23 protein-coding genes are annotated in these 22,336 nt (G+C 67.1%); 13 read left to right on the top strand and 10 right to left on the bottom strand.

What is annotated here, in order from left to right:
- Positions 1 to 41: 41 nt before the first annotated feature.
- Complete coding sequence (locus tag ABD923_RS09025) at positions 42 to 2,345, bottom strand: xanthine dehydrogenase family protein molybdopterin-binding subunit (RefSeq protein WP_259550332.1); 2,304 nt, start codon at positions 2,343 to 2,345, stop codon at positions 42 to 44.
- Positions 2,346 to 2,431: 86 nt separating this feature from the next.
- A complete protein-coding gene (locus ABD923_RS09030; RefSeq protein ID WP_259550333.1) occupies positions 2,432 to 3,571 on the bottom strand; it encodes a type III PLP-dependent enzyme in 1,140 nt (379 codons plus the stop codon).
- Between the two features lie 126 nt (positions 3,572 to 3,697).
- On the opposite strand from ABD923_RS09030, the gene ABD923_RS09035 reads away from it, so the two are divergent.
- Complete coding sequence (locus ABD923_RS09035; RefSeq protein ID WP_259550562.1) at positions 3,698 to 4,129, top strand: Lrp/AsnC family transcriptional regulator; 432 nt, start codon at positions 3,698 to 3,700, stop codon at positions 4,127 to 4,129.
- Positions 4,130 to 4,132: 3 nt separating this feature from the next.
- On the opposite strand, the gene selD is transcribed toward ABD923_RS09035, so the two are convergent.
- Together selD and truA are read right to left on the bottom strand one after the other, a co-directional pair.
- A complete protein-coding gene (gene selD, locus ABD923_RS09040) occupies positions 4,133 to 6,304 on the bottom strand; it encodes a selenide, water dikinase SelD (RefSeq protein ID WP_259550334.1) in 2,172 nt (723 codons plus the stop codon).
- A gap of 4 nt (positions 6,305 to 6,308) precedes the next feature.
- Positions 6,309 to 7,082 carry a tRNA pseudouridine(38-40) synthase TruA gene (gene truA / locus ABD923_RS09045; RefSeq protein WP_259550335.1) on the bottom strand — a complete coding sequence of 258 codons (774 nt, stop codon included), beginning with the start codon at positions 7,080 to 7,082 and terminating at the stop codon, positions 6,309 to 6,311.
- A gap of 128 nt (positions 7,083 to 7,210) precedes the next feature.
- On the opposite strand from truA, the gene ABD923_RS09050 reads away from it, so the two are divergent.
- From ABD923_RS09050 to ABD923_RS09080, 7 genes are all read left to right on the top strand, one after another.
- Entirely contained in the window at positions 7,211 to 8,623 is a 1,413-nt protein-coding gene (locus tag ABD923_RS09050) for a YcjX family GTP-binding protein (RefSeq protein WP_259550337.1), read from the top strand.
- A 10-nt stretch (positions 8,624 to 8,633) separates the two neighbouring features.
- On the top strand, positions 8,634 to 9,644 hold the full coding sequence (locus ABD923_RS09055) for a YcjF family protein (protein ID WP_259550338.1): 1,011 nt from the start codon (positions 8,634 to 8,636) through the stop codon (positions 9,642 to 9,644).
- 66 nt (positions 9,645 to 9,710) lie between these two features.
- The gene (locus tag ABD923_RS09060; protein ID WP_259550339.1) at positions 9,711 to 10,625 is read left to right on the top strand and encodes a DMT family transporter; all 915 of its coding nucleotides are present in this window, start codon (positions 9,711 to 9,713) and stop codon (positions 10,623 to 10,625) included.
- Positions 10,626 to 10,676: 51 nt separating this feature from the next.
- Complete coding sequence (locus ABD923_RS09065; RefSeq protein WP_222191023.1) at positions 10,677 to 11,390, top strand: VIT1/CCC1 transporter family protein; 714 nt, start codon at positions 10,677 to 10,679, stop codon at positions 11,388 to 11,390.
- A 79-nt stretch (positions 11,391 to 11,469) separates the two neighbouring features.
- Positions 11,470 to 11,772: a hypothetical protein gene (locus tag ABD923_RS09070; RefSeq protein WP_259550340.1), complete on the top strand. Its 303-nt coding sequence runs from the start codon at positions 11,470 to 11,472 to the stop codon at positions 11,770 to 11,772.
- Between the two features lie 200 nt (positions 11,773 to 11,972).
- Positions 11,973 to 14,966, top strand: coding sequence for an isoleucine--tRNA ligase (gene ileS, locus ABD923_RS09075; protein ID WP_259550341.1), 2,994 nt, complete (start codon positions 11,973 to 11,975; stop codon positions 14,964 to 14,966).
- Positions 14,967 to 15,098: 132 nt separating this feature from the next.
- Positions 15,099 to 15,494, top strand: coding sequence for a nuclear transport factor 2 family protein (locus ABD923_RS09080; RefSeq protein WP_259550342.1), 396 nt, complete (start codon positions 15,099 to 15,101; stop codon positions 15,492 to 15,494).
- An 83-nt stretch (positions 15,495 to 15,577) separates the two neighbouring features.
- On the opposite strand, the gene ABD923_RS09085 is transcribed toward ABD923_RS09080, so the two are convergent.
- On the bottom strand, positions 15,578 to 15,976 hold the full coding sequence (locus ABD923_RS09085; protein WP_259550343.1) for a SpoIIAA family protein: 399 nt from the start codon (positions 15,974 to 15,976) through the stop codon (positions 15,578 to 15,580).
- A 128-nt stretch (positions 15,977 to 16,104) separates the two neighbouring features.
- Here ABD923_RS09085 and yghU point away from each other — a divergent pair, with 128 nt between their 5' ends.
- Genes yghU through ABD923_RS09100 form a run of 3 tightly spaced genes read left to right on the top strand, consistent with a single transcriptional unit; the run spans position 16,105 to position 17,665 of the window.
- Positions 16,105 to 16,974: a glutathione-dependent disulfide-bond oxidoreductase gene (yghU, locus tag ABD923_RS09090; RefSeq protein WP_259550344.1), complete on the top strand. Its 870-nt coding sequence runs from the start codon at positions 16,105 to 16,107 to the stop codon at positions 16,972 to 16,974.
- Entirely contained in the window at positions 16,971 to 17,219 is a 249-nt protein-coding gene (locus tag ABD923_RS09095) for a DUF3253 domain-containing protein (protein WP_259550345.1), read from the top strand. Before yghU ends, ABD923_RS09095 begins: the two co-directional genes overlap by 4 nt.
- Positions 17,216 to 17,665, top strand: a complete 450-nt coding sequence (locus tag ABD923_RS09100; protein ID WP_259550346.1) for a methylated-DNA--[protein]-cysteine S-methyltransferase — start codon at positions 17,216 to 17,218, stop codon at positions 17,663 to 17,665. The genes ABD923_RS09095 and ABD923_RS09100 overlap by 4 nt, the downstream gene beginning before the upstream one ends.
- Before the next feature lie 31 nt (positions 17,666 to 17,696).
- On the opposite strand, the gene ygfZ is transcribed toward ABD923_RS09100, so the two are convergent.
- Positions 17,697 to 18,464 carry a CAF17-like 4Fe-4S cluster assembly/insertion protein YgfZ gene (ygfZ, locus tag ABD923_RS09105; RefSeq protein ID WP_259550347.1) on the bottom strand — a complete coding sequence of 256 codons (768 nt, stop codon included), beginning with the start codon at positions 18,462 to 18,464 and terminating at the stop codon, positions 17,697 to 17,699.
- A gap of 128 nt (positions 18,465 to 18,592) precedes the next feature.
- Between ygfZ and ABD923_RS09110 the strand changes: the two genes are divergently transcribed.
- Complete coding sequence (locus ABD923_RS09110) at positions 18,593 to 19,789, top strand: pyridoxal-phosphate-dependent aminotransferase family protein (RefSeq protein ID WP_259550348.1); 1,197 nt, start codon at positions 18,593 to 18,595, stop codon at positions 19,787 to 19,789.
- A gap of 3 nt (positions 19,790 to 19,792) precedes the next feature.
- Here the strand turns inward: ABD923_RS09110 and ABD923_RS09115 are convergent, their stop codons facing one another.
- Positions 19,793 to 20,011 (bottom strand): hypothetical protein, encoded by a 219-nt coding sequence (locus ABD923_RS09115; protein ID WP_259550349.1) that lies wholly within the window; start codon positions 20,009 to 20,011, stop codon positions 19,793 to 19,795.
- A gap of 66 nt (positions 20,012 to 20,077) precedes the next feature.
- Positions 20,078 to 21,202 carry a pyridoxal phosphate-dependent aminotransferase gene (locus ABD923_RS09120; RefSeq protein ID WP_259550350.1) on the bottom strand — a complete coding sequence of 375 codons (1,125 nt, stop codon included), beginning with the start codon at positions 21,200 to 21,202 and terminating at the stop codon, positions 20,078 to 20,080.
- A gap of 90 nt (positions 21,203 to 21,292) precedes the next feature.
- Here ABD923_RS09120 and ABD923_RS09125 point away from each other — a divergent pair, with 90 nt between their 5' ends.
- Positions 21,293 to 21,457 (top strand): twin-arginine translocation signal domain-containing protein, encoded by a 165-nt coding sequence (locus ABD923_RS09125; protein WP_222191012.1) that lies wholly within the window; start codon positions 21,293 to 21,295, stop codon positions 21,455 to 21,457.
- A 120-nt stretch (positions 21,458 to 21,577) separates the two neighbouring features.
- Here ABD923_RS09125 and ABD923_RS09130 read toward each other — a convergent pair whose 3' ends face one another.
- Positions 21,578 to 21,931 (bottom strand): SH3 domain-containing protein, encoded by a 354-nt coding sequence (locus ABD923_RS09130; RefSeq protein ID WP_259550351.1) that lies wholly within the window; start codon positions 21,929 to 21,931, stop codon positions 21,578 to 21,580.
- Between the two features lie 65 nt (positions 21,932 to 21,996).
- On the bottom strand, positions 21,997 to 22,329 hold the full coding sequence (locus ABD923_RS09135; RefSeq protein ID WP_259550352.1) for a DnaJ family domain-containing protein: 333 nt from the start codon (positions 22,327 to 22,329) through the stop codon (positions 21,997 to 21,999).
- Positions 22,330 to 22,336 lie beyond the last annotated feature (7 nt).

Raw genomic sequence — 22,336 nt, forward strand, 5'->3', positions numbered from 1 at the left:
GGGGCGCGTTGCGAAACCCGGCAAGCCGGGTCCATATGCCCCTACTCCGCCGCGATCTTCCCATCGGTCTGATCCTGCAACATCGCCCAGACGCGCGAGGGCGTGAAGGGCATGTCCACCTGCCGGACGCCAAGCGGCCAGAGCGCGTCCTGCACCGCGTTGGCGACGGCGGCGAGCGCCCCGACCGTGCCGGCCTCGCCACAGCCCTTCATGCCGAGCGGGTTCATGATCGAGGGGACCGGTTCGGTATGGAACGCGACGAAGGGCGTATCCTCGGCCCTTGGCATCCCGTAATCCATGAAGGTCGCGGTCAGAAGCTGGCCGTCCTCGTCGAACACCACGCGTTCCATGATCGCCTGCCCGATGCCTTGGGCCACGCCGCCATGGACCTGCCCCTCGGCCAGGCGCGGGTTCATCAGGTTGCCGAAATCATCGACCACCGTATAGCGTACCACGCGGGTGTCCCCGGTTTCGCGGTCGATCTCGACCTCGGCCACGTGGCACCCGTTGGGGTAGGACCGGCCCGGCAGTTCCTCGTGTCGGGTCGCGCTGCACAACTCGGCCTTGCCTGCCGCGCGGGCGCGGTCGGCCGCCTCAATCAGCGTCACGACCACGTTCGACCCCGGCGCGCGGAACACGCCCTCTTCCGCATCGAAACCGATCTCGCGCTGGTCCATATCATCAGCCAGGAATTCGGTCAGCCCACCGATCAGCGCGGTGCCGGCCGAGCGCATCGCCATGCCCTGCACCGTGACCGAACGTGACCCGCCCGTGCCACCGCCCGTGGCGATGCGGTCGCTGTCGCCCTGCACGATCTCGATCTTGTCGAGCGGCAGGCCCGTCTGATCGTGCAGCAGTTGAGCATAGACCGTCTCATGCCCCTGCCCGTTCGACTGGGTGCCGACATAGACGCGCGCGCCATCCTCGGTCAGCTCGATCGTCGCGGTCTCGTCCGGGTCGCCCAGGATCGACTCGATGTAATAGCAGACGCCGAGGCCCCGCAGCCGCCCCTGCCCGTAGGACCCGGCGCGGCGATCCTCGAACCCGTCCAGATCGGCCTCGATCACGGCACGGTCCAGCAGCTTGGGGAAATCGCCCACGTCGTACAGTTCGCCCGTGGCCGAGCGATAGGGGAACTGGTCGGGCTTGATGAAATTGCGGCGGCGCAGGTCCAGCGGGTCCAGGCCCAACTCGCGCGCGGCGTAGTCCATCGCGCGCTCCAGCGCGTAGATCGCCTCGGGGCGACCCGCGCCGCGATAGGCATCGACCTGCGTCGTGTTGGTGTAGATGCCGCGGTTGCGCATGAACACGGTCTGGATGTCGTAGGTGCCGGTCAGCACCTTCGAGAACAGCGAGGACTGGATGCCCTGCCCGAATTGCGAGTTGTAGGCCCCGAGGTTCGAGACGCTGTCCACGCGATAGGCGGTCAGCTTGTAATCCGCATCGAAGCCCAACTCGCAGGTCACATCCAGATCGCGGCCCGCGTTGTCCGACAGCATCGACTCGGTCCGTTCGGCCATCCAGTGCACGGGCTGGCCCAACTCGCGCGCGGCCAGCGAGACAAGGAACTGCTCGGGGTAGCCCATGGCCTTCATGCCGAACCCGCCGCCCACGTCGGGCGTGGTGACGTGGACGCGCTCGGCCTCCCAGCCAAACCACTTGGAAAGGTCCTTTTTCGGGCCCCAGACCCCCTGGCCGTTCAGGGCGAGGTGGATACGGTCACCCTCCATCTCGGCGTAGCAGCCACGCGGTTCGAGGCTGTTGACGATGATGCGGTTGTCATGGGTCGTCAGCGTCACGCGATGGGCCGAGGCCTCCAGCGCGGCCTCGGTCGCGTCGGCATCCCCGATGGCCCAGTCATAGGCGACGTTCTCGGGGGCCTCGGGGTGAATCGCGGGGCCGCCCGGTGCAAGGTCCAGCTTGACCGGCAATTCGTCGATGTCGAACTCGATCAACTCGGCGGCATCGCGCGCCTCGGCCAGGGTCTCGGCCACGATGAAGGCCACGGGTTCACCGACAAAACGCACGCGCCCCTCGGCCAGGATCGTCCGGTCAGGCGCGGCGCCCTTGCTGCCATCCTGGTTCGCGACCGTCGAGAAGCGCATCGCGTTCTTCAGACCGTGCGCGGCCAGATCGGCGGCGGTGTAGACGGCCCGCACACCGGGCGCCTCGCGCGCGTCCGACACATCCAGCGTCGTGATGTCGCCATGGGCCTGCGTGCTGCGAAACACGAAGGACCGCAGCGCGCCTTCGGGGGCGTTGTCGTCGATATAGCGCCCCTTGCCGGTCAAGAACCGGGTATCTTCAAGCCGCGTCACCGGTTGGCTGCTGCCGAATTTCGTCATGCCTGTCGTCCCATGTCCACACGATCACCTTGGATCGGACAGTAGGGGCATGCGCGGCCCTGTCCAGAGGGCGCGCGAGGTCAGCGTCACGCCAGGCTGCGCACCGTGGCCATCCGCATCGCCCCGTAGCCGTTGAATCGCGTGATCGTCGCGGTGGAATAGGCCCCCATCCCGTGGATCAGCAAATAGTCCCCCTCGGCCAGGTCACCGGGCAGGGCGACGGCGCCCGGAATGCGGTCGAGGCTGTCGCAGGTCGGCCCCCAGATCAGGCGCGGGACAGGCGCCGCGCAGCGCAGTTCGCCATCCGGGCCCATAACGCTCAGGCGGTCGGTCATGCCCATGACGGGTTGTTCCGCCAGCGCCCCGTAGATGCCATCGTTGAGGTAGACCATGCCGGGGCGCAGCGCCTTTACCCGCAGGGCAAGGCTGACCGCCTCGGCCACCATCGCGCGGCCCGGTTCGCAGACCAAGGCGGGGCGGGCATCGCCGAAGGCCCGCGTGACCGCGCGTCCGATGGCGTCGAAAATCGCCTCCAGCGGCGGCGTATCCGCCTGCATCCGGCGCGACGGGAATCCGCCGCCGACATTCAGACGGTCGAGGGTGACACCCGCCTTGCGTGCAATCTCGGCCGCAGCGTCGATATAGCTGACCCAAGCCTCGGGATCGGTGCACTGCGTGCCGGGATGGAAGGTGAGCGACGGGCGATACCCGGCCTTGGCCACGGCGCGGAGCAGATCGGTCGCGGCCTCGGGCGATGCGCCGAATTTCTCGCCGAAATCATAGGCCGCGCCCGCGACCGGCAGTTTGAAGCGCACGGTCATCTCGGCACCGGGCTGGACGCCCTCCTCGACCAGCTTGGCGAATTCGCCCGCATCGTCGATCGAGTAGGAGGTCACGCCCATGCCGATGGCTGCGTCGATCTCGGCGCAGGACCGCACGGGGTTGTTGTAATGCAGCGCCGCCTCCGGCGCGATGGACCGCACCAGCGCGATCTCGGCGGGCGAGGCCACGTCGAAGGCCGTGAGGCCCGCGCGGGCGAGGTTCTCGACCACCGGGCCTGCCGCGTTGGCCTTGACAGCGTAGGTGACGAGGCCGGGAAACCCGTCGAGGAACCGCCGCGCCGTCTGCGCCAGGATCTCGGGCGACAGGAACAGCACCGGGTCATCGGGCTGCTCGGCCACGAGGTAAGACTTGGGCGTCATGTGGAAAGGGCGGGTGACGGTCATTGCGCGTCTCCTGTTGGGCTGCTCGCAGGAAAAGGATGCCGCGCAAAACCGGCGGTTTCACTGGTCACTTTGAACGATTTGCGCAAAGGTGTTGGCAAAGTGACGAAATGACGGGCAATTCTGATGATGGATGAGATCGACAGGGATATCCTGCGCCTGCTGGCGGGCGATGCGCGGATGTCCGTCGCGGTGATGGCGCGCAAGATGAAGGTGGCGCGTTCGACGCTTCAGGCGCGGCTGGAACGGCTGGAAAACTCCGGCGTGATCGCGGGTTACACCCTCAAGCTGGGGGAAGCGGCGCGGGCGGGCCGTATCCGCGCCTCGGTCCTGTTGACCATCGAACCGCGCAGCCAGGCCGCCATCCTGTCCCGCTTGCGCGCGGTGGCCGAGGTCGAGCGCATTCACACCACCTCGGGCCGGGTGGATTTGCTGCTGGAGGTTGCCGCGCCGACCACAAAGGCGCTTGATGCCGTGCTGGACCGGATCGGCGAGATCGACGGCGTGAAAAGCTCCGAAAGCCTGATCCACCTGACGACGAAACTGGACCGCGCGCTTTAGGCGTCAGGCGAGTGTGATCCCCGCCCCCTCGGTCACGACACCGATGATCGCCGCGTCATGGCCGAGCGCGCGGATCTTGGGCAGAACCTTGGTCGCATCGGCTTCGGGCAGCGCGGCCAACAAGCCGCCGGCGGTTTGCGGGTCGAAGCACAGATCGGCACGCGGGCTCTCCGGGGCCGTGACCGTCCATTGAAGGGCGGCGCGGTTCTGCGGGTACAGCGTCGAGCGGATGCCACGATCGGCCAGCGCTTCGGCCCCGTCCAGCAGCGGGATGGCGGAGACGTCAACCCGCGCGCCGACGCCCGAGGCCATGCAGATATTCGACAAGTGCCCAGCCAGGCCGAAGCCCGTCACATCCGTCATCGCATGGGCCAGCGGCGCCAACAGCGCCGCCGCGTCGCCCTGCGGGCGGGCCATCGCCGCCCAGGCCGCCATGACCTGGTCGCCGGGGGCTTTCGCCTGCATCTCGGCGGCGAGGATGACGCCGGTTCCAAGCGGTTTGGTCAGGATCAGCGCGTCGCCGGCTTGCGCGCCCGTCAGCGTGACGGCGGGTCCGTCCAGAAGGCCGGTCACCGTGAACCCCACGGTCAGCTCCGATCCCATCGAGCTGTGGCCACCGACCACCTCGGCCCCTTCGGCGGCAAAGACGTCGGCCGCGGCAGCCATCACCTCGTCCAGCCATGCCCCCTGCATGTGGGTCGCCATGCGGGGCAGGATCACATTGGCCAGGGCCGATTGCGGGACCGCCCCCATCGCCCAGACATCGCCGAGTGCATGGATCGCCGCCACGCGCGCCACCAAGGCCGGGTCGAGCGCGAAGGCGCGCAAATGGTCGGTCGAGATCACCTGCCGCGTCTTTCCCATCACCAGCACGGCCGCATCGTCGCCCGGCACGCGCTCCACGTCCTTGCGATTCGCCGAAGGCAGGCCGGATAGAACGTTCGACAGCGCCCCGGCGCCCAGCTTGGCCCCGCAGCCGCCGCACGGCGCGGGTCCGGAGATCTCTGCCGCCACGCCCTTGGCCGCGTTGGCGAGCGGACGGGGGGACTCCATCCGGGGAAGCTGGCGAAACTTCTCCATGAATTTCTGGTCGATGGAATTCTTCCAATGCCACAGCGCCCCGCCCGCCACGGCAAACCCCGCCTTCTCGGCCACGGCGCGCTGATCGCCCATCGAGATGAGTTTCAGGAAATCGCCCTGCGGCTTGAACGCGCGGCGCTGCGCCCCGATCAGGTCGGCGCGCAGGTTGTGGGCAAGGATCGGCGCAGCGCGCACGGCGTAGACGCCTGCCTTGGGGCGCGGGTCGGGTGCGAAATGGGCACAGTCCCCGGCGGCATAGATCGTCGGATCGCTGACCGAGCGCAGGTATTTATCAACGACGAGAAAGCCATCCTTCACCTCCAGCCCCGTCTCGGCCACCCAGGCCTGCGGCAGGGCGGCGGCGGTGCCAAGCGTCAGGTCCGAGGGGATGCGGCGGCCATCCTCCAGCCGGATGTCGCTTGCCGTGACTTCTGCCGGGGCGACGCCCTCGTGCCGCGTGATCCCCCAGTCCCTCAGCGCCTTCAGCAAGTGTTGGCGGGCCGCCGGGACCACGCTGTTCAGGATCGTGCCGCGGTCGATGACGCAGATCTCGGCCGCCCGCCCCAACGTCTTCATGCGGTGCGCGCAGGCCATGGCCACTTCGCAGCCCGCCACGCCGCCCCCGATGACGGCGATCCTGATCGGCCCGGTCCCCGCGCAAACCTCGGCCCACCGGTCGGCGAAACGCGCCAGGGGTTTGGCGGCCACGCCATGCTCGGCAAAGCCCGGAAGCGACGGCATTTCAGACGTGATCCCGATATCGAGCGAGCAGATGTCGTAGCGCAGCACCCGCCCCCCCGCGAGCGTCACGGTCTTGGCCGAGGCGTCCAACGCGATAGCCCGGTCGCAGATCAGCCGCGCCCCGGCAAAGCGCGCCAGGCGGACAAGGTCGATCTCCAGCGCGTCGCGGTCGTAATGCCCCGCGATATGGCCCGGCAACATGCCCGAATAGGGGGCGGTCGGGCCGGGATTGACCACCGTAACCCGCACGCCGGGCACCGGGTTCATCCCCCATTTGCGCAAGGCCAGCGCATGCGAATGGCCCCCGCCCACGAAGAGCAGGTCTTTGACAAGGGGGACAGGACCGGTTTCCATCGTCTCAACCTTTCGCGAAGGGATCGTCGGGGTAACCAACACCGGTCAGGTAAAGGCCCTCGGGCGGGGCGACCGGACCGCAGGCGGCGCGATCACAGGCCGCCAGCGCCTCGGCCACGCGTGCGGGCGGCCAGGCCCCGGCGCCGACGCGTTCCAGCGTGCCCACGATGGACCGCACCTGGTTGTGCAGGAAAGACCGCGCCCGCAGGTGAAAGCGGATCTCGCGGCCATGGGGTAGATCGACCGGGTCCACCACCACCTCGTCCAAGGTCTTGACCGGGCTGGCGGCCTGGCAGATCGAGGCGCGGAACGTCGTGAAGTCGTGCTTGCCGATCAACGCCTTGGCCGCCTCGGCCATCGGCGCGGGGTCGAGATCGCCGCGTACATGCCAAGCCAGCCCCGCGTCATGGACCAAAGGAGCGCGGCGCGCGATCAGGCGGTAGGTATAGCGCCGTTCGACCGCCGAGAAGCGCGCATGCCAATCGTCGGCCACGCGCGCGCAGTCCACGATGGCGACGGGCGCGGGTTTCAGGTGCCAGTTCAGCGCCTCGGACAGGCGGAACGGGTCCCAGTCGCGGGCCATATCGCACTGCGCCACCTGCCCCGTGGCATGCACGCCCGCATCCGTGCGCCCCGCCGCCGCGATGGAGGGCACGTCCTTTTCCAACTGGGCCAGGGCGGCCTCGATCGCACCCTGGACCGAGGGCTGGTCGGCCTGGCGCTGCCACCCGGCGAAGGGCGCGCCGTTATATTCGACTTTGAGGGCGTAACGCGGCATGGCGACCGGCTAGCGCATCGCGCGGGCCGCGTCCACGGGGCCTGACGACGCGCGCGGTCTTCTCCCCTGTAAACGCCGCGTGCGAATACCTATTCTCAAGGGCAACGAAGTGGAAAGGACGCCAAGGCGTGGTCATCGGACGAGTAGCAGACGGGTTGGGCCGCGGGGTGGAGGGGCTTTCGCAGGCGGTGTCCGAAACCTTCTTCGAACCCGTGATCCGGTTGGGCGTGACCGGTCTGGCGCGCTCGGGCAAGACGGTGTTCATCACTTCGCTCGTGGCGAACCTGCTGGACCGGGGCCGCATGCCGGGGCTAGAGGCCGCGCAATCCGGCCGGATCGAGGCCGCCTACCTGCAACCGCAACCCGACGATACGGTCCCGCGCTTCGCCTTCGAGGATCACCTCGCCGCCATGACCGGACCGACCCCGTATTGGCCGGACAGCACGCGCTCGGTCTCGGAACTGCGCCTGTCGCTGCGGGTGCGGCCAACGGGGCTGCTGGGTGGCGTGACCGGGCCGCGCACCGTGCATCTCGATATCGTGGATTACCCGGGCGAGTGGCTGTTGGACCTCGCGCTGCTGGAACAGGATTTCGCGGCGTGGTCCGAGGCGGCCCTTGCCGCTGCCCGCATCCGGCCCGAGGGCGCGGCCTATGTCGCCCTGGTCGAGCGGACGGCAACGGACGACAAGCTGGACGAACCCACCGCCACGGCACTTGCCCGGGGCTGGACGGACTACCTGCAAGCCACGCGCGACGCCGGTTATTCCGATTGCACGCCGGGCCGGTTCCTTCTGCCCGGCGATCTGGAGGGCAGCCCCGCCCTGACCTTCGCGCCGCTGCCCGCGAGCGCCGCCCCGCGCGGTTCGCTGGCGCGCGAATTCGCCCGGCGCTACGAGGCCTACAAGTCGCAGGTCGTCAAACCCTTCTTTCGCAACCACTTCGCCCGGATCGACCGGCAGATCGTCCTGGTCGATGCGCTTGGCGCGATCCATTCCGGGCCGCCCGCGCTGGAGGATCTGCGCCGCGCGCTGGCCGGCATCCTCGGGGCGTTCCGGCCGGGGCGAAACAGCTTCCTGACCGCGATCCTCGGCAAACGGGTGGACCGCATCCTCTTTGCCGCGACCAAGGCCGACCATCTGCACCACGAACAACACGCCCGCCTTGCCGCGATCATGGAGGCGCTGGTCTCCGAGGCGCGGCGGCGCGCGGATTTCAGCGGGGCGGAGACGCAGGCCATGGCCATCGCCGCCCTGCGCGCAACGGTCGAGGAAACGCGGCGGGTGAACGGCGACGACCTCGGGGTCGTTCGGGGCGTGCTGGAAGAAACCGGCAAACAGGCGGCGCTTCATCCCGGCGACCTGCCTGCCGATCCATCGGCCCTTCTGACGCCTGCGCGGGACGGGGCCGAGGCTTGGCTCGATGGCGATTACGGCGTGATGCGGTTCGCGCCCGCCCCGTCCAGCCTGCGACCGGGCGAGGGGCCACCGCATATCCGGCTGGACCGCGCGGCGGAGTTCCTGCTGGGCGACCGGCTGAGATGAGGACTGAATGATGAGCGAACGCAAAGGCCCGGTCCTGATCGAACTGGACGAAGACGAGGCGGCATCGCGACCAGGCCCCGAAGCGGCCGACCCGGTCCCCGACCTGCCCGGCACCGCCCCCGAAGGCCGCGCGATGCAGGTGGTCGCGACCTTGGGCGCGCGCAAACCCTCGCGCGTCGCGCGTTGGTTCTGGGCGGCGCTGACCGCGCTGATCGGGTTCGTCGTCTCGCTGGCCGCGTGGGAGTTCGTGACAGGCCTTCTGGCGTCCAACCCGATCCTCGGGTGGACGGCGACCGGTCTCATCGCGGTGGTCATCGGCACCCTTGCGATCATTGCGCTGCGCGAGTTGGCGGCTTTCTCGCGCCTCGGTCGTCTGGACGCCCTTCATCGGCAGGCCGAAAGCGCGCTGGCCTCGGGCGATCTGAAGGACGGGCGTGCCGTGGTGGACCGGCTGACCGGCCTGTATCGCGGGCGGGCCGAATTGCGCCTCGGGCGCGAGACGGTCGAACGCCAGCGCAGGGAAGTGTTCGACGTCACCAGCCTTTTCGCGCTGGCCGAGACGCAGTTGCTGGCCCCGCTCGACGCCGCCGCAACGCGCGAGGTCGAGGCCGCGGCGCGGCAGGTCGCGACGGTCACGGCCCTTGTGCCGCTCGCCCTTGCGGACGTGTTCACGGCCTTGACGGCGAACTTGCGGATGATCCGGCGCATCGCCGAGATCTACGGCGGGCGGGCCGGCACCCTTGGCGCGTGGCGCCTGACCCGGGCGGTGCTTACCCACCTCGTGGCCACGGGCGCGGTGGCGGTTGGCGACGACCTGATCGGGTCGGTCGCCGGTGGCTCGATGCTCTCCAAGGTCTCCCGCCGGTTCGGCGAGGGGATCGTGAACGGTGCCTTGACCGCACGGGTGGGGGTCGCCGCCATCGAGGTGTGCCGCCCGATCCCGTTTTCGACGGTGAAGAAGCCCGGCGTGACCGCGACCGTGCGCCGGGCGCTGACCGGGCTGTTCGGTCAAAAGGCCTGAGTGCGTTTCGATCTGCATAGCTGATCTGACGTGACAGCGCCCGCGCCGCGTGCCACAGACAGGGGCATGAGCCAATCTCACGCCGACCGCCCTCTTCTCGGCATCGTGTTGATGCTGGGCTTTTGCGCCATCGTGCCCATCGCCGATGCGATGGCGAAGCTGTTGGGCGACTTTCCCCTGACACAACTGGTGCTGATCCGCTTCGCGGCACAGGCGATCCTGTTGCTGCCGCTGGCACTCTGGCTACGGCAGAGCCTTTTTCCCAATGCGCGGGTGGTGCGGCTGACACTGGTTCGGACGTTGCTGCAGATGACGGGCATCGCGACGATGTTCACGGCGCTGCGCTATCTGCCCCTGGCCGACGCGGTGGCCATCGCCTTCGTCATGCCCTTCATCATGCTGCTGCTCGGGTGGTGGGTGCTGAACGAAGAGGTCGGCCCCAGACGTCTGGCTGCCTGCGCCGTGGGCTTCATCGGTACGTTGATGGTCGTGCAGCCCAGTTTCGCCGAGGTCGGCTGGCCCGCCCTGTTGCCTCTGGCGGTGGCCTTCATCTTCGCCTTCTTCATGCTCGTCACCCGGCAGGTGGCCAAGGAAATCGACCCGGTCGCCTTGCAAGGGGCCTCGGCCATCCTTGCCCTGCCGATCCTGGTCCCTTTCGTGTTTCTGCCCGTGGCCGGGGAAACCCCGCTGACCGGGTGGATCACGCCGATGGGGGCCGACCTTGGCCTTTTCGCCATCCTCGGGTTTGCGGGGGCGGTGGCGCATCTCTTGATGACATGGTCGCTGCGCTTCGCGCCCTCGGCCACGCTGGCGCCGATGCAATATCTTGAAATCCCGCTGGCGACGCTGGTGGGCTTCGTGATCTTCGGTGACCTGCCGGACGGGTTGGCGGCCTGGGGGATCGTGGTGACCATCGCTGCGGGCCTCTACATCGTCTGGCGCGAGCGGGCGGTCAGCCGGGCCGCACCCCCCGCCGCCTGATTGATCTGCCGCAAGGCAAAGCGGCGAAGCGGCGGGCAAGATCGGCGGATCATGGCGCGCGAACATGGACACAGCCAAACCGAGGTCGAGGCCCGGATCAACGCCCCCGCCGGGCGTGGATACCTGCGTGACATCGTCTACGGCGGCATCGACGGGGCGGTGACAACCTTCGCCATCGTGGCGGGCGTTGCGGGGGCGGGCCTGTCGCCCACCGTGATCGTGGCACTGGGGCTGGCCAACGTGCTGGCCGATGGGTTTTCCATGGCCGCCGGGAATTTCTCGGGCACCAAGGCGGAACGCGACGACGCGCGGCGGCTGGCCGACGTGGAACGACGCCACCTGTCCGACCATCCCGACGGCGAACGTCGCGAGATCCGTGAAATCCTGCGGCAAAAGGGCCTGTCGGGCGAGGTGCTCGACGCCGCGACGGACCAGATCGCCACGAACAGGGAGGTCGCCGTGCGCCTCATGCTGACGGATGAATACGGCCTTTCGCCGGTCGAACCCCGCCCGATGCGCGCCGCCCTGGCAACCTTCTGGGCCTTCCTGCTGGCCGGGGCGGTGCCGCTCATGCCCTTCCTTTTGGGGCTGCCCGATGCCTTCCGCCTGTCGGCGATCATGACGGGCGTCGTCTTTTTCGGGATCGGCGCGGCAAAATCCATCTGGTCGGTCGCGCCCTGGTGGCGGTCGGGCGGCGAAACGCTGGCCATCGGCGGGGCGGCAGCGGGTGTGGCCTATGCCGTCGGCACGTTCTTCGCGGTGTGACGCACCGGATTTCCCGCCTTGTGCGCCAACGGCCAGAGGCGTTTAGCTGTCCCTGCCCTGTCTCGTCGAAAGTGTGCCCATGTCCTATTCCGATCTCACCACCCTGCCCAAGGTTGCCTTGATCGTCGCCATCCTCGGCTTCGTCTTCGGGGTCCAGACGCTGACCACCAGCACCGTGAACGGCGTGACCCAGTGCAGCTTCATCGATTACGGCGCGCTGCTGTTCGGGGCGGCCGGGGCGTTCCTGGGATCGCTCGGCGAGGTGAAGGCGCTTAGCCTGACCGAGGGCAAGCTGGTGAACCTCATGGTCTCGGGTGCGGCGGTGATGATCGGCATCTTCAACGTGCTGCGCGGCCTTGGCGTGATCTGGGGGCCGTGCTGACGCAGACACCCGCCCTGCCCTTTACCCCGCGCCCGCGCGGGCCTATATCCGCATCCATGATGACGTTCGCCGCGATCCTCATTCGAATTAGCAGCCCGGCGCTCTGACCCGATCAGGCCGCCGGGACGAAGGTGCTTGAGCTATCGCGCCGCCCTGCTATTCACCATCCGACATCCGCAAAGCCCGAGGAGCGCCCGACCATGTGCGCCGATACGCCCGACCAGACGGTCGATTACAAGGACACGTTGAACCTTCCGAAAACCGATTTCCCGATGCGCGCGGGCCTGCCCAAGCGCGAGCCTGCCTGGCTGGAGCGGTGGAACCAGATCGGCATCTACGAGCGGCTGCGCGACAAGGCCAAGGACGGATCGCGCAAGCCCTTCACGCTGCATGACGGCCCGCCCTATGCCAACGGGCACCTGCATATCGGCCACGCGCTGAACAAGATCCTCAAGGATTTCGTGGTGCGCAGCCAGCAGATGATGGGCCGCGACGCGCGCTACATCCCCGGTTGGGACTGCCACGGCCTGCCGATCGAATGGAAGATCGAGGAAGCCTACCGCGCCAAGGGGCAGGACAAGGACAAGATCGACGTCGTCGATTTCCGCCAGGAATGCCGCCGCTTTGCCGAGGGCTGGATCGACGTCCAGCGCGAGGAGTTCAAGCGCCTTGGCGTGACCGGGACGTGGGACAAGCCCTACCTGACGATGGATTTCCACTCTGAACGGGTGATCGCCGAGGAATTCATGAAATTCCTCATGAACGGCGCGCTCTACCAAGGATCGAAACCCGTCATGTGGTCGCCGGTCGAGAAAACCGCGCTGGCCGAGGCCGAGGTGGAGTACCACGACCGCCAGACGGACGCCGTTTGGGTGCCGTTCGAGGTGACGGGGTATGTTACAAGTGTCCCGACTCCCCTCACTGAAGGTGATGACCCGATACCAGTGCCGAACAAGAAGCCGTTTGATCGGTTGGTGGGTTCAAAGGTGGTCATCTGGACCACGACTCCTTGGACCTTGCCTCAAAACCGCGCTATCTGCTTTGGACCGGATATCAAGTATGGCCTGTACGAAGTATCAGGGACGCCCGCTGAGTCTTGGGCGCAAGTCGGCGACCGATACCTCCTTGCTGATGCGTTGGCCGAAGAAGCTCTGGGAGCAATGCGCCTCGAGCCGACCATGTACGCTCGTCTTGAGAGTGTTGACCCCAAGGTTCTTCGCGGGCTCGTATGTGACCATCCGCTTTGCGGTACAGTCGATCCGTCGGAACCAGAACAGAACCGTTGGGACTACCCCGTGCCCCTCTTCCCCGGCGATCATGTCACCGACGACGCGGGCACCGGCTTTGTCCACACCGCCCCAAGCCACGGCGACGACGACTACCAGATCGGGCGTCAGCACGGGCTGGAGATGACCTACAACATCCTCGACGACAGCTCCTTCCGCGCCGACCTGCCCTTCTTTGGCGGTGAGCGGATCATCAAGGAAAACGGCAAGCCGGGCGGGGCCAACAAGGCCGTGATCGACAAGCTGGTCGAGGTGGGCAAGCTGCTGGCGCGGCGTCGCATCACCATCAGCGACGCGCATTCCTGGCGCTCCAAGGCACCGGTGATCCGCCTCAACCGCCCGCAATGGTTCGCTGCCATCGACCGCGAGATCGGCGGCGACGACACCTATGGCACAACGATCCGCGAGCGCGCGCTGACCTCGATCGACAAGCTGGTCGAGTGGACCCCGCAAACGGGCCGCAACCGCCTCTATTCCATGATCGAGGCGCGGCCCGACTGGGTGCTGTCACGCCAGCGCGCCTGGGGCGTGCCGCTGACCTGCTTCGTCAAGAAGGGGGCTGCCCCGACCGACGAGGATTTCCTGCTGCGCGACCCGGCGGTCAATGCCCGCGTGCTGGAGGCGTTCGAGGCCGAAGGCGCGGATGCGTGGTACAAGCCCGGCGCGAAGGCCCGCTTCCTCGGCAATGAATACGACTCCGAGGCGTACGAGCAGGTCTTCGATATCCTCGACGTGTGGTTCGACAGCGGCTCCACCCATGCCTTCGTCCTGCGCGACCGCGAGGACGGGTCCGAGGATGGCATCGCCGACCTCTACCTCGAAGGCACCGACCAGCACCGGGGGTGGTTCCACTCCTCGATGCTGCAGGCCTGCGGCACCATCGGGCGCGCGCCCTATCGGGGCGTTCTGACCCACGGCTTCACGCTGGACGAGAAGGGCATGAAGATGTCCAAATCGGTCGGCAACACCATCGCCCCGCAAGAGGTGATCGACCAGTACGGCGCGGATATCCTGCGCCTGTGGGTCGCGCAGTCGGACTACACCGCCGACCTGCGCATCGGCCCCGAGATCCTGAAAGGGGTCGCCGACAGCTATCGCCGCTTGCGCAACACGATGCGCTTCATGCTGGGCTCGCTCGCCGACTTCACCGAGGCCGACCGCGTGGACCCCGCCGATATGCCCGAGTTGGAGCGTTGGGTGCTGCACCGCCTGGCCGAGTTGGACGAAACCGTGCGCAAGGGCTATGACGCCTATGACTACCCCGGCGTGTTCAATGCGGTGTTCCAGTTCGCCACCAGCGACCTGTCGGCCTTCTATTTCGATATCCGCAAGGATGCGCTTTATTGCGATGGCGACACGGCGCGCCGCCGCGCCGCGCGCACCGTGCTGGATATCCTGTTCCACCGGCTGACGACATGGCTGGCCCCGATCCTCGTCTTCACGATGGAAGAGGTCTGGCTGGAGCGCTTCCCGGGCGATGACAGCAGCGTGCATTTGCAGGACATCCCCGAGACGCCCGCCGCATGGCGCGACGAGGCGCTGGCCGCAAAATGGGCCGAGGTCCGCCGCGCCCGCCGCGTTGTGACCGCCGCGCTCGAAATCCAGCGCCGCGACAAGGTGATCGGCGCAAGCCTCGAGGCGGCACCCGTCGTCCATGTCCGCGACGAAGGGATGCTGGCCGCGCTGAAATCGGTGGCGTTCGAGGATGTGGCGATCACCTCGGATATCGTGCTGACCGCCGACCCGATCCCGGCCGAGGCGTTCCGCATGCCCGAGGTCGAGGGCGTGGGCGTCGTCTTTGAAAAAGCCGACGGGCAAAAATGCCAGCGCTGCTGGAAGATCCTGCCCGACGTAGGCCAGCACACGCACGCAGGTGTTTGCAAACGCTGTGATGCGGCGCTTGGGTAGGCTGCACGCTTTAGGGTAAGACATGAAAGCGGCCGGTCCTGCGGGGCTGGCCGCTGTCCTCCCCTTCGGCAAATTTTCTGGACAGGGTCGGGTTGATCGGCCAGGCTTTCCCCTTTCATGGGGAAGTGCGACATGACCATCACGCCTGAGGCCATCACCGGCATGGCCAAGGATTACACCGCTGCGTGGAATTCCGGCTCGGCCGACGCCGTGGCCGCGTTCTACGCCGAAAACGGAAGCATCATCATCAACAATGGCGAACCGTGGCTGGGCCGCGCCCGTGTGCAGGATATGGCCGCCGGGTTCTATGCCGATGTGCCGGACCTGTCGCTGACCTGCGATGATATCCGTGTGTCCGGCAGGCACGCGATCTACGTCTGGACCTTCACCGGCCATGACGCTGGCACCGGCAAGCCGCTGAACATTCGCGGTTGGGAAGAATGGGAGATCGGCCCAGACCTCAAAGTCATCGCCTCGCGCGGGTGGTTCGATGCCGAGGACTACGCGAAACAGGTAGCCGGAGACTGACCCTTCTGCAAAAAAAGGGCGCGCCCGAGGGATCGGCGCGCCCTTGATGCTCGTCACTCTTTCAGCACCTTGAAGTTGCCGGATCAGGCGGCCTGCGCCTGATCGGTCTTGAGCCACGCCAGCGCGGCCTCTTCGCTGTCGAAGGATTTTGCCTCGACCGGCAGGACCTTGCCTACGGTCTCGACGATGCCGCCCGCATCGCCCGGGGCGTTTGCCACGACATAATTGCGGACATTCGTCACGGCCTTGGCCTGCGCCGTCATCGCATCCGTGGACCAGTTCGCGCCGGCCTCGGCGCTGCGATCGGTGTCGAAGACCAGCAGCATGTCGATTTTCCTGTCCTTCGGCAGCGCATCGAACAGCGTGTTCATACGCTCGCCCATCGCGGCCATGTCGTCGCGGGTGACCGCACCGGTGATACGGAACGCGTGAACGTTGGCGATGCCGGGGTCGAATTCCTGAATGGTGTCGGTGCTCAGCATGACAGCCTCCTTTGCTTGCTTGAAAGGACAACGCGCGCCTGACGCACAGGGTTCCTGCGCCTCTGCGCATTGGTCTCGGGCCGTTGGGTGGCTATGTGTGGGGCAATGGCAGCAAGAGGATCTGTGCAATGACGGATAGCCAAGCGTACACGCCCCCCAAGGTCTGGACGTGGGATGCGGAGAATGGTGGCAAATGGGGCAGCCTGAACCGCCCCATCGCCGGAGCGACCCACGAACAGGAGCTTCCGGTGGGAGCCCACCCGTTCCAGCTCTACTCGATGGGTACGCCAAACGGGGTGAAGGTCACCGTGCTTTTCGAGGAGTTGCTGGCGGCGGGCCATGACGCGGAATACGACGCGTGGCTGATCCGCATCGGCGACGGTGACCAGTTCGGATCGGGCTTTGTCGAGATCAACCCGAACTCCAAGATCCCGGCGCTGGTGGACCGGTCGGGCGACACCCCGTTTCGCGTGTTCGAATCCGGCGCGATCCTGCTGCATCTGGCCGAGAAGTTCGGGGCCTTCCTCGGGCGCCCCGAGGATCGGCCCGAGCTTTTGTCCTGGCTGATGTGGCAAATGGGCAGCGCGCCCTATCTGGGCGGCGGCTTTGGCCATTTCTATGCCTATGCGCCCGAGCCGATGGAATACCCGATCAACCGTTTCGCGATGGAAACCAAGCGGCAGTTGGACGTGCTGGACCGCCACCTTGCCGGGCGCGACTGGATGGTGGGTGACGACATCACCATCGCCGATATCGCCATCGCGCCCTGGTATGGCCGCTTGGTGAAAGGCGAGGCCTATGACGCGGGCGAGTTCCTGTCGGTGCAGGATTACAAGAACGTCGTGGCATGGGCGGACCGGTTCTTTGACCGCCCTGCGGTGCAACGCGGCAAGATGGTCAACCGCACCTTCGGCGACCCTGCCGAGCAGTTGTGGGAGCGTCATGACGCGTCGGATTTCGACACCAAGACGCAAGACAAGGTGCAGGCGGCCGAGTGACCGAGGCAAGCGATGATGCCATCGCTGTCGAACTGATGCGCCTCGCGCGGTTGCGCGGGGCGGACAAAAGCTTTTGCCCGTCAGAGGTCGTGCGCGCGCTGTCCGAGGACTGGGGTCCGCTCATGCCAGAGGTACGCCGCGTGGCGGCAGGTCTGCCGCTCATCGCCACCCAGCAGGGCGCAGCGGTCGATCCGGTCACGGCACGCGGTCCGATCCGGTTACGGCTGGACGGCGGCCTTTCGTGAAGGGATCGGTCGACACCCACCTTGGCCCGGTCTGGGTCGAGGTCGCGGACGGGGCGGTGGTGGCCAGCGGGTGGGGTGTCGCAGAAGGTGGCGACGATCCGGTATTGCTCGCAACGCTGGACGAGGTGACGGCCTATTTCGATGGAAGGCTTGAGCGGTTCACCGTGCCGTTACAGCCGCAGGTCAGCGGACTGACCAGTCGGGTGCTGGACGCGCTGTCGGCCATCCCCTTCGGTGAAACGCGCACCTATGGCGACCTGTCCAAGGATCTGGGCGCGCCAGCCCAAGCCATCGGCCAAGCCTGCGGCGCGAACCCCGTGCCGATCCTAATCCCCTGCCACCGCGTGCTTGGCGCGACCTCGCTTGGCGGGTTCAGCGCGCCGGGCGGGATCGAAGCGAAGGTCTGGCTCCTCCGCCACGAGGGGGCCGCGGGCCTGCTGATCTGAGCTTTCAGAAAACGGCTGAAATCACAGGCTTTTAAACAGGCTTTTCCCCATTCCACGTGAGTTTCGCCGTACCTGCCCACATCTCGCCACCGGCGCGATCATAGCGCAGATAGGCAATGCCCTGCCCCTTCGCCTGTGTATAAAGCGTACCGACCGCGCGGCCATCGGCATCGGTGATGGGCGTGCCCACCGGGGCCGAGCCATCGACGCTTACGGTCACGAGGCCTTTGCGAAGCTCGGTCTTGTGCTTCATCCGTGCGGTCACCTCCTGCCCCACGTAGCACCCTTTGCGGTGATCCACGCCCGACAGCCGGTCGAACCCGGCCTCCAGGATGTAGCTATCATCGGGGACCAACTCGATGCCCGTCGCCGGGATGCAGGCGGCCACGCGGATCGCGTCCCAATCGATCGACGGCGCCGCTGCCTCGACGCCATAGGCCCGCCACCCGAGCGAGGGGTGTCGCGGGTCGCGCCACGCGCCCTCGGGTGGCTCGCCCAAGCCGCGTGCAACCGGCAGGCCACTCTCCTCGATCTCCACGTCAGCGCGCAGCTTGTACATCATCAGCCGCTGCGTCAGCGCCTGCGCAATGCCGGCATCCACATCGAGCAGCAGGTCGTCACCCCGATTGAGCAGGAAGAAATCGGCCAGGTATTTGCCCTGCGGCGTCAACAAGGCGGCGTAGGTCAGCCCGTCGCCCGGCTTGCCCACGTCGCGCGTGACAAGCCCATGCAGGAAATGTTCGCGCTCGCTCCCCGTCAGGCGCAGGACCACCCGGTTTTCAGCCTGCTCACCGATCATGCATCACCTCCGCTGATTTGCCATCCAACAGCTAATCATGTCAGCGCCTTGCGCAAGCCATGCCCCACGATTGACCCCGTCAAAGCGCGGGCGTAACTCTCGTCCGTCCGAGAAAAGGAGCCCCCGACATGAGCCTCGCCAACGGTCGCCATTACCTTGCCATCCCCGGCCCGTCCGTCATGCCCGACCGTGTGTTGCAGGCGATGCATCGCCCCGCGCCGAACATCTATGCCGGCGAGTTGGTCGAGATGGTGCACGGGCTGGTGCCGGACCTGAAGGCGATTGCCCGCACCAGGCACAACGTGGCCATGTATATCACCAACGGCCACGGCGCGTGGGAAGCCGCGATCTCCAACACCCTGTCGCGCGGCGACAAGATCCTCGTTCTCGGCACCGGGCGGTTCTGCCTCGGTTGGGGGGAATTCGCGGCGCAGATGGGCGTCGATTGCCAGGTGATCGATTTCGGGCAGCGATCCGACGTGGATCTGGCCCGCGTGGCCGAGGCGCTGGAGGCCGACACCGATCACCGGATCAAGGCCGTCATGGCGGTGCAGGTCGACACATCGACCAGCGTGAAGAACAACATCCGCGGCCTGCGCGACGTGCTCGATACCGTGGGCCACCCGGCGCTCCTGTTTTCGGACAATATCGCCTGCTTGGCCTGTGACGAGTTCCACATGGACGACTGGGGCGTCGACCTGATGGTGACGGGCAGCCAGAAGGGCCTGATGACCCCGCCGGGCATGGGCTTTGTCTTTTTCAACGACAAGGCGGACCGGGCGCGGTCGGACGCGAACCTTGTCACCCCCTACTGGGACTGGCGCCCGCGCGTCGACGTGACCGAGTTCTACCGCTACTTCAACGGCACCGCGCCCACGCATCACCTCTATGGCCTGCGCACCGCGATCGACATGATCAAGGAAGAAGGGCTGGAAAATGTCTGGGCGCGCCACAGCACGCTCGCCCGCGCGGTCTGGGCCGCGGTGGATGTTTGGGGTCAGGCCGGGCCGGTGCGCGCCAACATCGCCGAGACGGACAAACGCTCCTGCGCGGTGACGACGGTCAATTTCGGCCCCGGCAACGGGCAGCGTCTGCGCGACTGGATGACCTCGGAGGCCGGCGTCACATTGGGCATTCCCCTGGGCGGCGTCGAGGGTCCGGGCGGCGATCCGGCGGACTTCCTGCGCATCGGGCATATGGGCCATGTGAACGCGCATATGGTCCTCGGCGTTCTGGGGAGCCTTCAGGCCGGGATGGCCGCGCTGCAGGTCCCGCACGGCCCCACCGGGTTGGAAGCGGCGATGAAGGTCATCGCCGAAGGCTGATCGTCAGTCCTCGCCCCGGAAGGCGCGGCGGAGATCATCTTCGCGCGCCTTGCGGGCCAGCGCCAGTTGCGCGTCCTGCTGGCGTTCGCAGGCGCGCAGCAGCAGATGCGTCAACGCCGCCGCGAGGAACGCCCCCAGCGGGCCGGTCAGCGCCCAAAGGACGAACAGCGCGAAAAGGCCGAAGGCGACGAGCACCCCGGAAAACAGGCGAAACTGCGTCATGGCCGGGGTCCTCGGCTTTGGGTGTGCGTGCCCAGGAACCCAATGCCAAGATGTTGCAGGGAAGGTTCAGCCCGCGCTGCGCGCCTCGTCCAGCGCAAGCGGAAGCTGTTCGGCCAACCGGTCGAGATCGCGTTCCGTGCCACAGGAAATGCGGATGCAGCGGTCCTGCGGGGCGACGAAGGGCATGCGCACGAAGATGCCGCGCGCGACCAACCGGCCAAGGACGGCGCGGGCGAAATCGCCATCCGCGCCGCAATCGACCGTGACGAAATTCGTGGCCGAGGGCAGAGGCGTCAGGCCGTTGTCCCGCGCGATCTGCGCGATGCGCTCGCGGGCGGTGGCGATGCGCGCAACGGTCGACTGCAAGTAGTCCTGATCCTGCAACGCCGCCAGCGCCCCCGCCTGTGCCACGCGCCCCATGCCGAAATGGTTCCGAATCCGGTTGAACGCGGCGATGAACTCGGGGGCTGCCAACGCATAGCCCACGCGCAGCCCCGCAAGACCATAGGCCTTGGAGAAGGTGCGAAACCGGATCACGCGCGGATGGCTCAGGTCGAGCGGCAGAACGGCCTCTGCGGGCGCGGTGTCGACATAGGCCTCGTCCAGCGCCAGCACGGTGCCCTCGGGCAACGCGTCGATCATCCCCTGAACACGGGCGGCGTCATGCCAGCTGCCCATCGGGTTGTCGGGATTGGCGAGGTAGACCAGCTTGGCGTTCACCTCGCGCGCCCTGGCGATCAGCGCCTCGGGATCCTCGGCATCGCTTGCATAGGGCACCTTGTGCAGCGTGCCGCCGAAGCCCGCGACGTGGTAGTTGAAGGTCGGGTAGGCCCCGTCAGAGGTGACAACGGCATCGCCCTCGGCCACCAGCATGCGCACGAGATAGCCCAGCAACCCGTCGATCCCCTCGCCCAGGACGATGTTATCGATCCCGACGCCGTGATGGGCGGCCAGCGCGCTGCGCAACTCGAACCCTTCCGGGTCGCCGTACATCCAAGCGTCCTTGGCGGCCTCGGCGATGGCCGCGACGGCGCGGGGGCTGGGGCCGAACACGCTTTCATTCGCGCCGAGACGGGCGTCGAAACGTGCACCTCGCGCGCGCTCCTGCGTCTCGGGGCCGACAAAGGGCACCGTGGCCGGCAGGCTGTTGAGCAGATCGGTGTAGCGCGGGGGTGTGGATGCATTCGACATGGCGCGGAGAAAAATCCGAAATTCTCCCCCCGCGCAAGATGTCTTGTGCCGCTAGGCTATGGGCCGTTCGACGCAAGCAGGAGGGGCGACATGCCCGATCTGAACAGACGCGGGTTTCTCGCGGTCACCGCCGCGGCCGGAGTGGTGCGCGTGTTGCCCCCGATCGCGGCGCGTGTCCGGTCGCGCCGTATCCTCACGCTGGTCTATGACAAGGCGCTCGGGGCGATGCGCGCCGTGGACAAGGTGGTGCGCTAGCCCAAGGCGTCGCGCGCCTGCCGTCGGCCCAATCTGATCGCATAGGCCAGCACCGACAGGCCAAGGCCCGTCACCGCCCCGAGGCCATAGGTGACGGTATGAGGCGGCACCGTCATCGCCTCACTCCATATCCTCGGTCAGGTAGCTGCGGTTGACCCAGCCGCGCTGCGTGCCCTGCCATTCGACCAGGCACCACGCCGTGTAATTGTTCAGCGCAGCCTGTGCCGAGGGGCTGAGGGCGAAGAACTGATCGCGGGTGACCGTGGGCACGCAGACCCCCATCTGAACGCCGCGCGCGTCATGCGGCAGCTGGTCGATCACGAAATAATCGGTGCCCGGTCCGACCCGCACGTTCAGCACGTCGTTGGACGCGACACCCGTGACGCGCCAGGCATCCGGGCCATCGGCGGTGGCGTGGGCGGCGGGGGCCGCAAGCGTTGCGGCGGCGAGAAGGGCGAAAAGACGACGGGGCATGGCGCACTCCTTTGCTTCTACAGGTCCAGTGTCGCCCAAGCGCCCCCCCTGCGGCAATAGAGGTTTCACCGCATGAAGGCCTTGCGCGCTTCGGTCGCGATGGCGAGATTCATCTCCAGTTCTGCGATCAGGGCCATGGCGCGGCGTTTCGCGTCCTCGGTCACGGCCTCGGCATAGGCAGCTTTCGCGGCCTCGACTGCGCGGCGCAGTTCGACCTCTTCGGGCAAGGCGCCATGTTCGGCCATCATGCGATAGCCGACGGCCTCGCCCGCGCTGACGAAAGCTTCTTCGGGATGCTCCGGCAAGGGTTTGCCCTCGCCCTCAAGGCGCGAGAGCTTCCCCTCGGCCAAGGCCTTCTGCATCTGGCGTTCGGCCAGTTTGTCGAAGAAACCGGACATGCGCCCA

The organism is [Roseibacterium] beibuensis (assembly GCF_039542305.1).
Taxonomy (GTDB): Bacteria; Pseudomonadota; Alphaproteobacteria; order Rhodobacterales; family Rhodobacteraceae; genus Roseibacterium; species Roseibacterium beibuensis.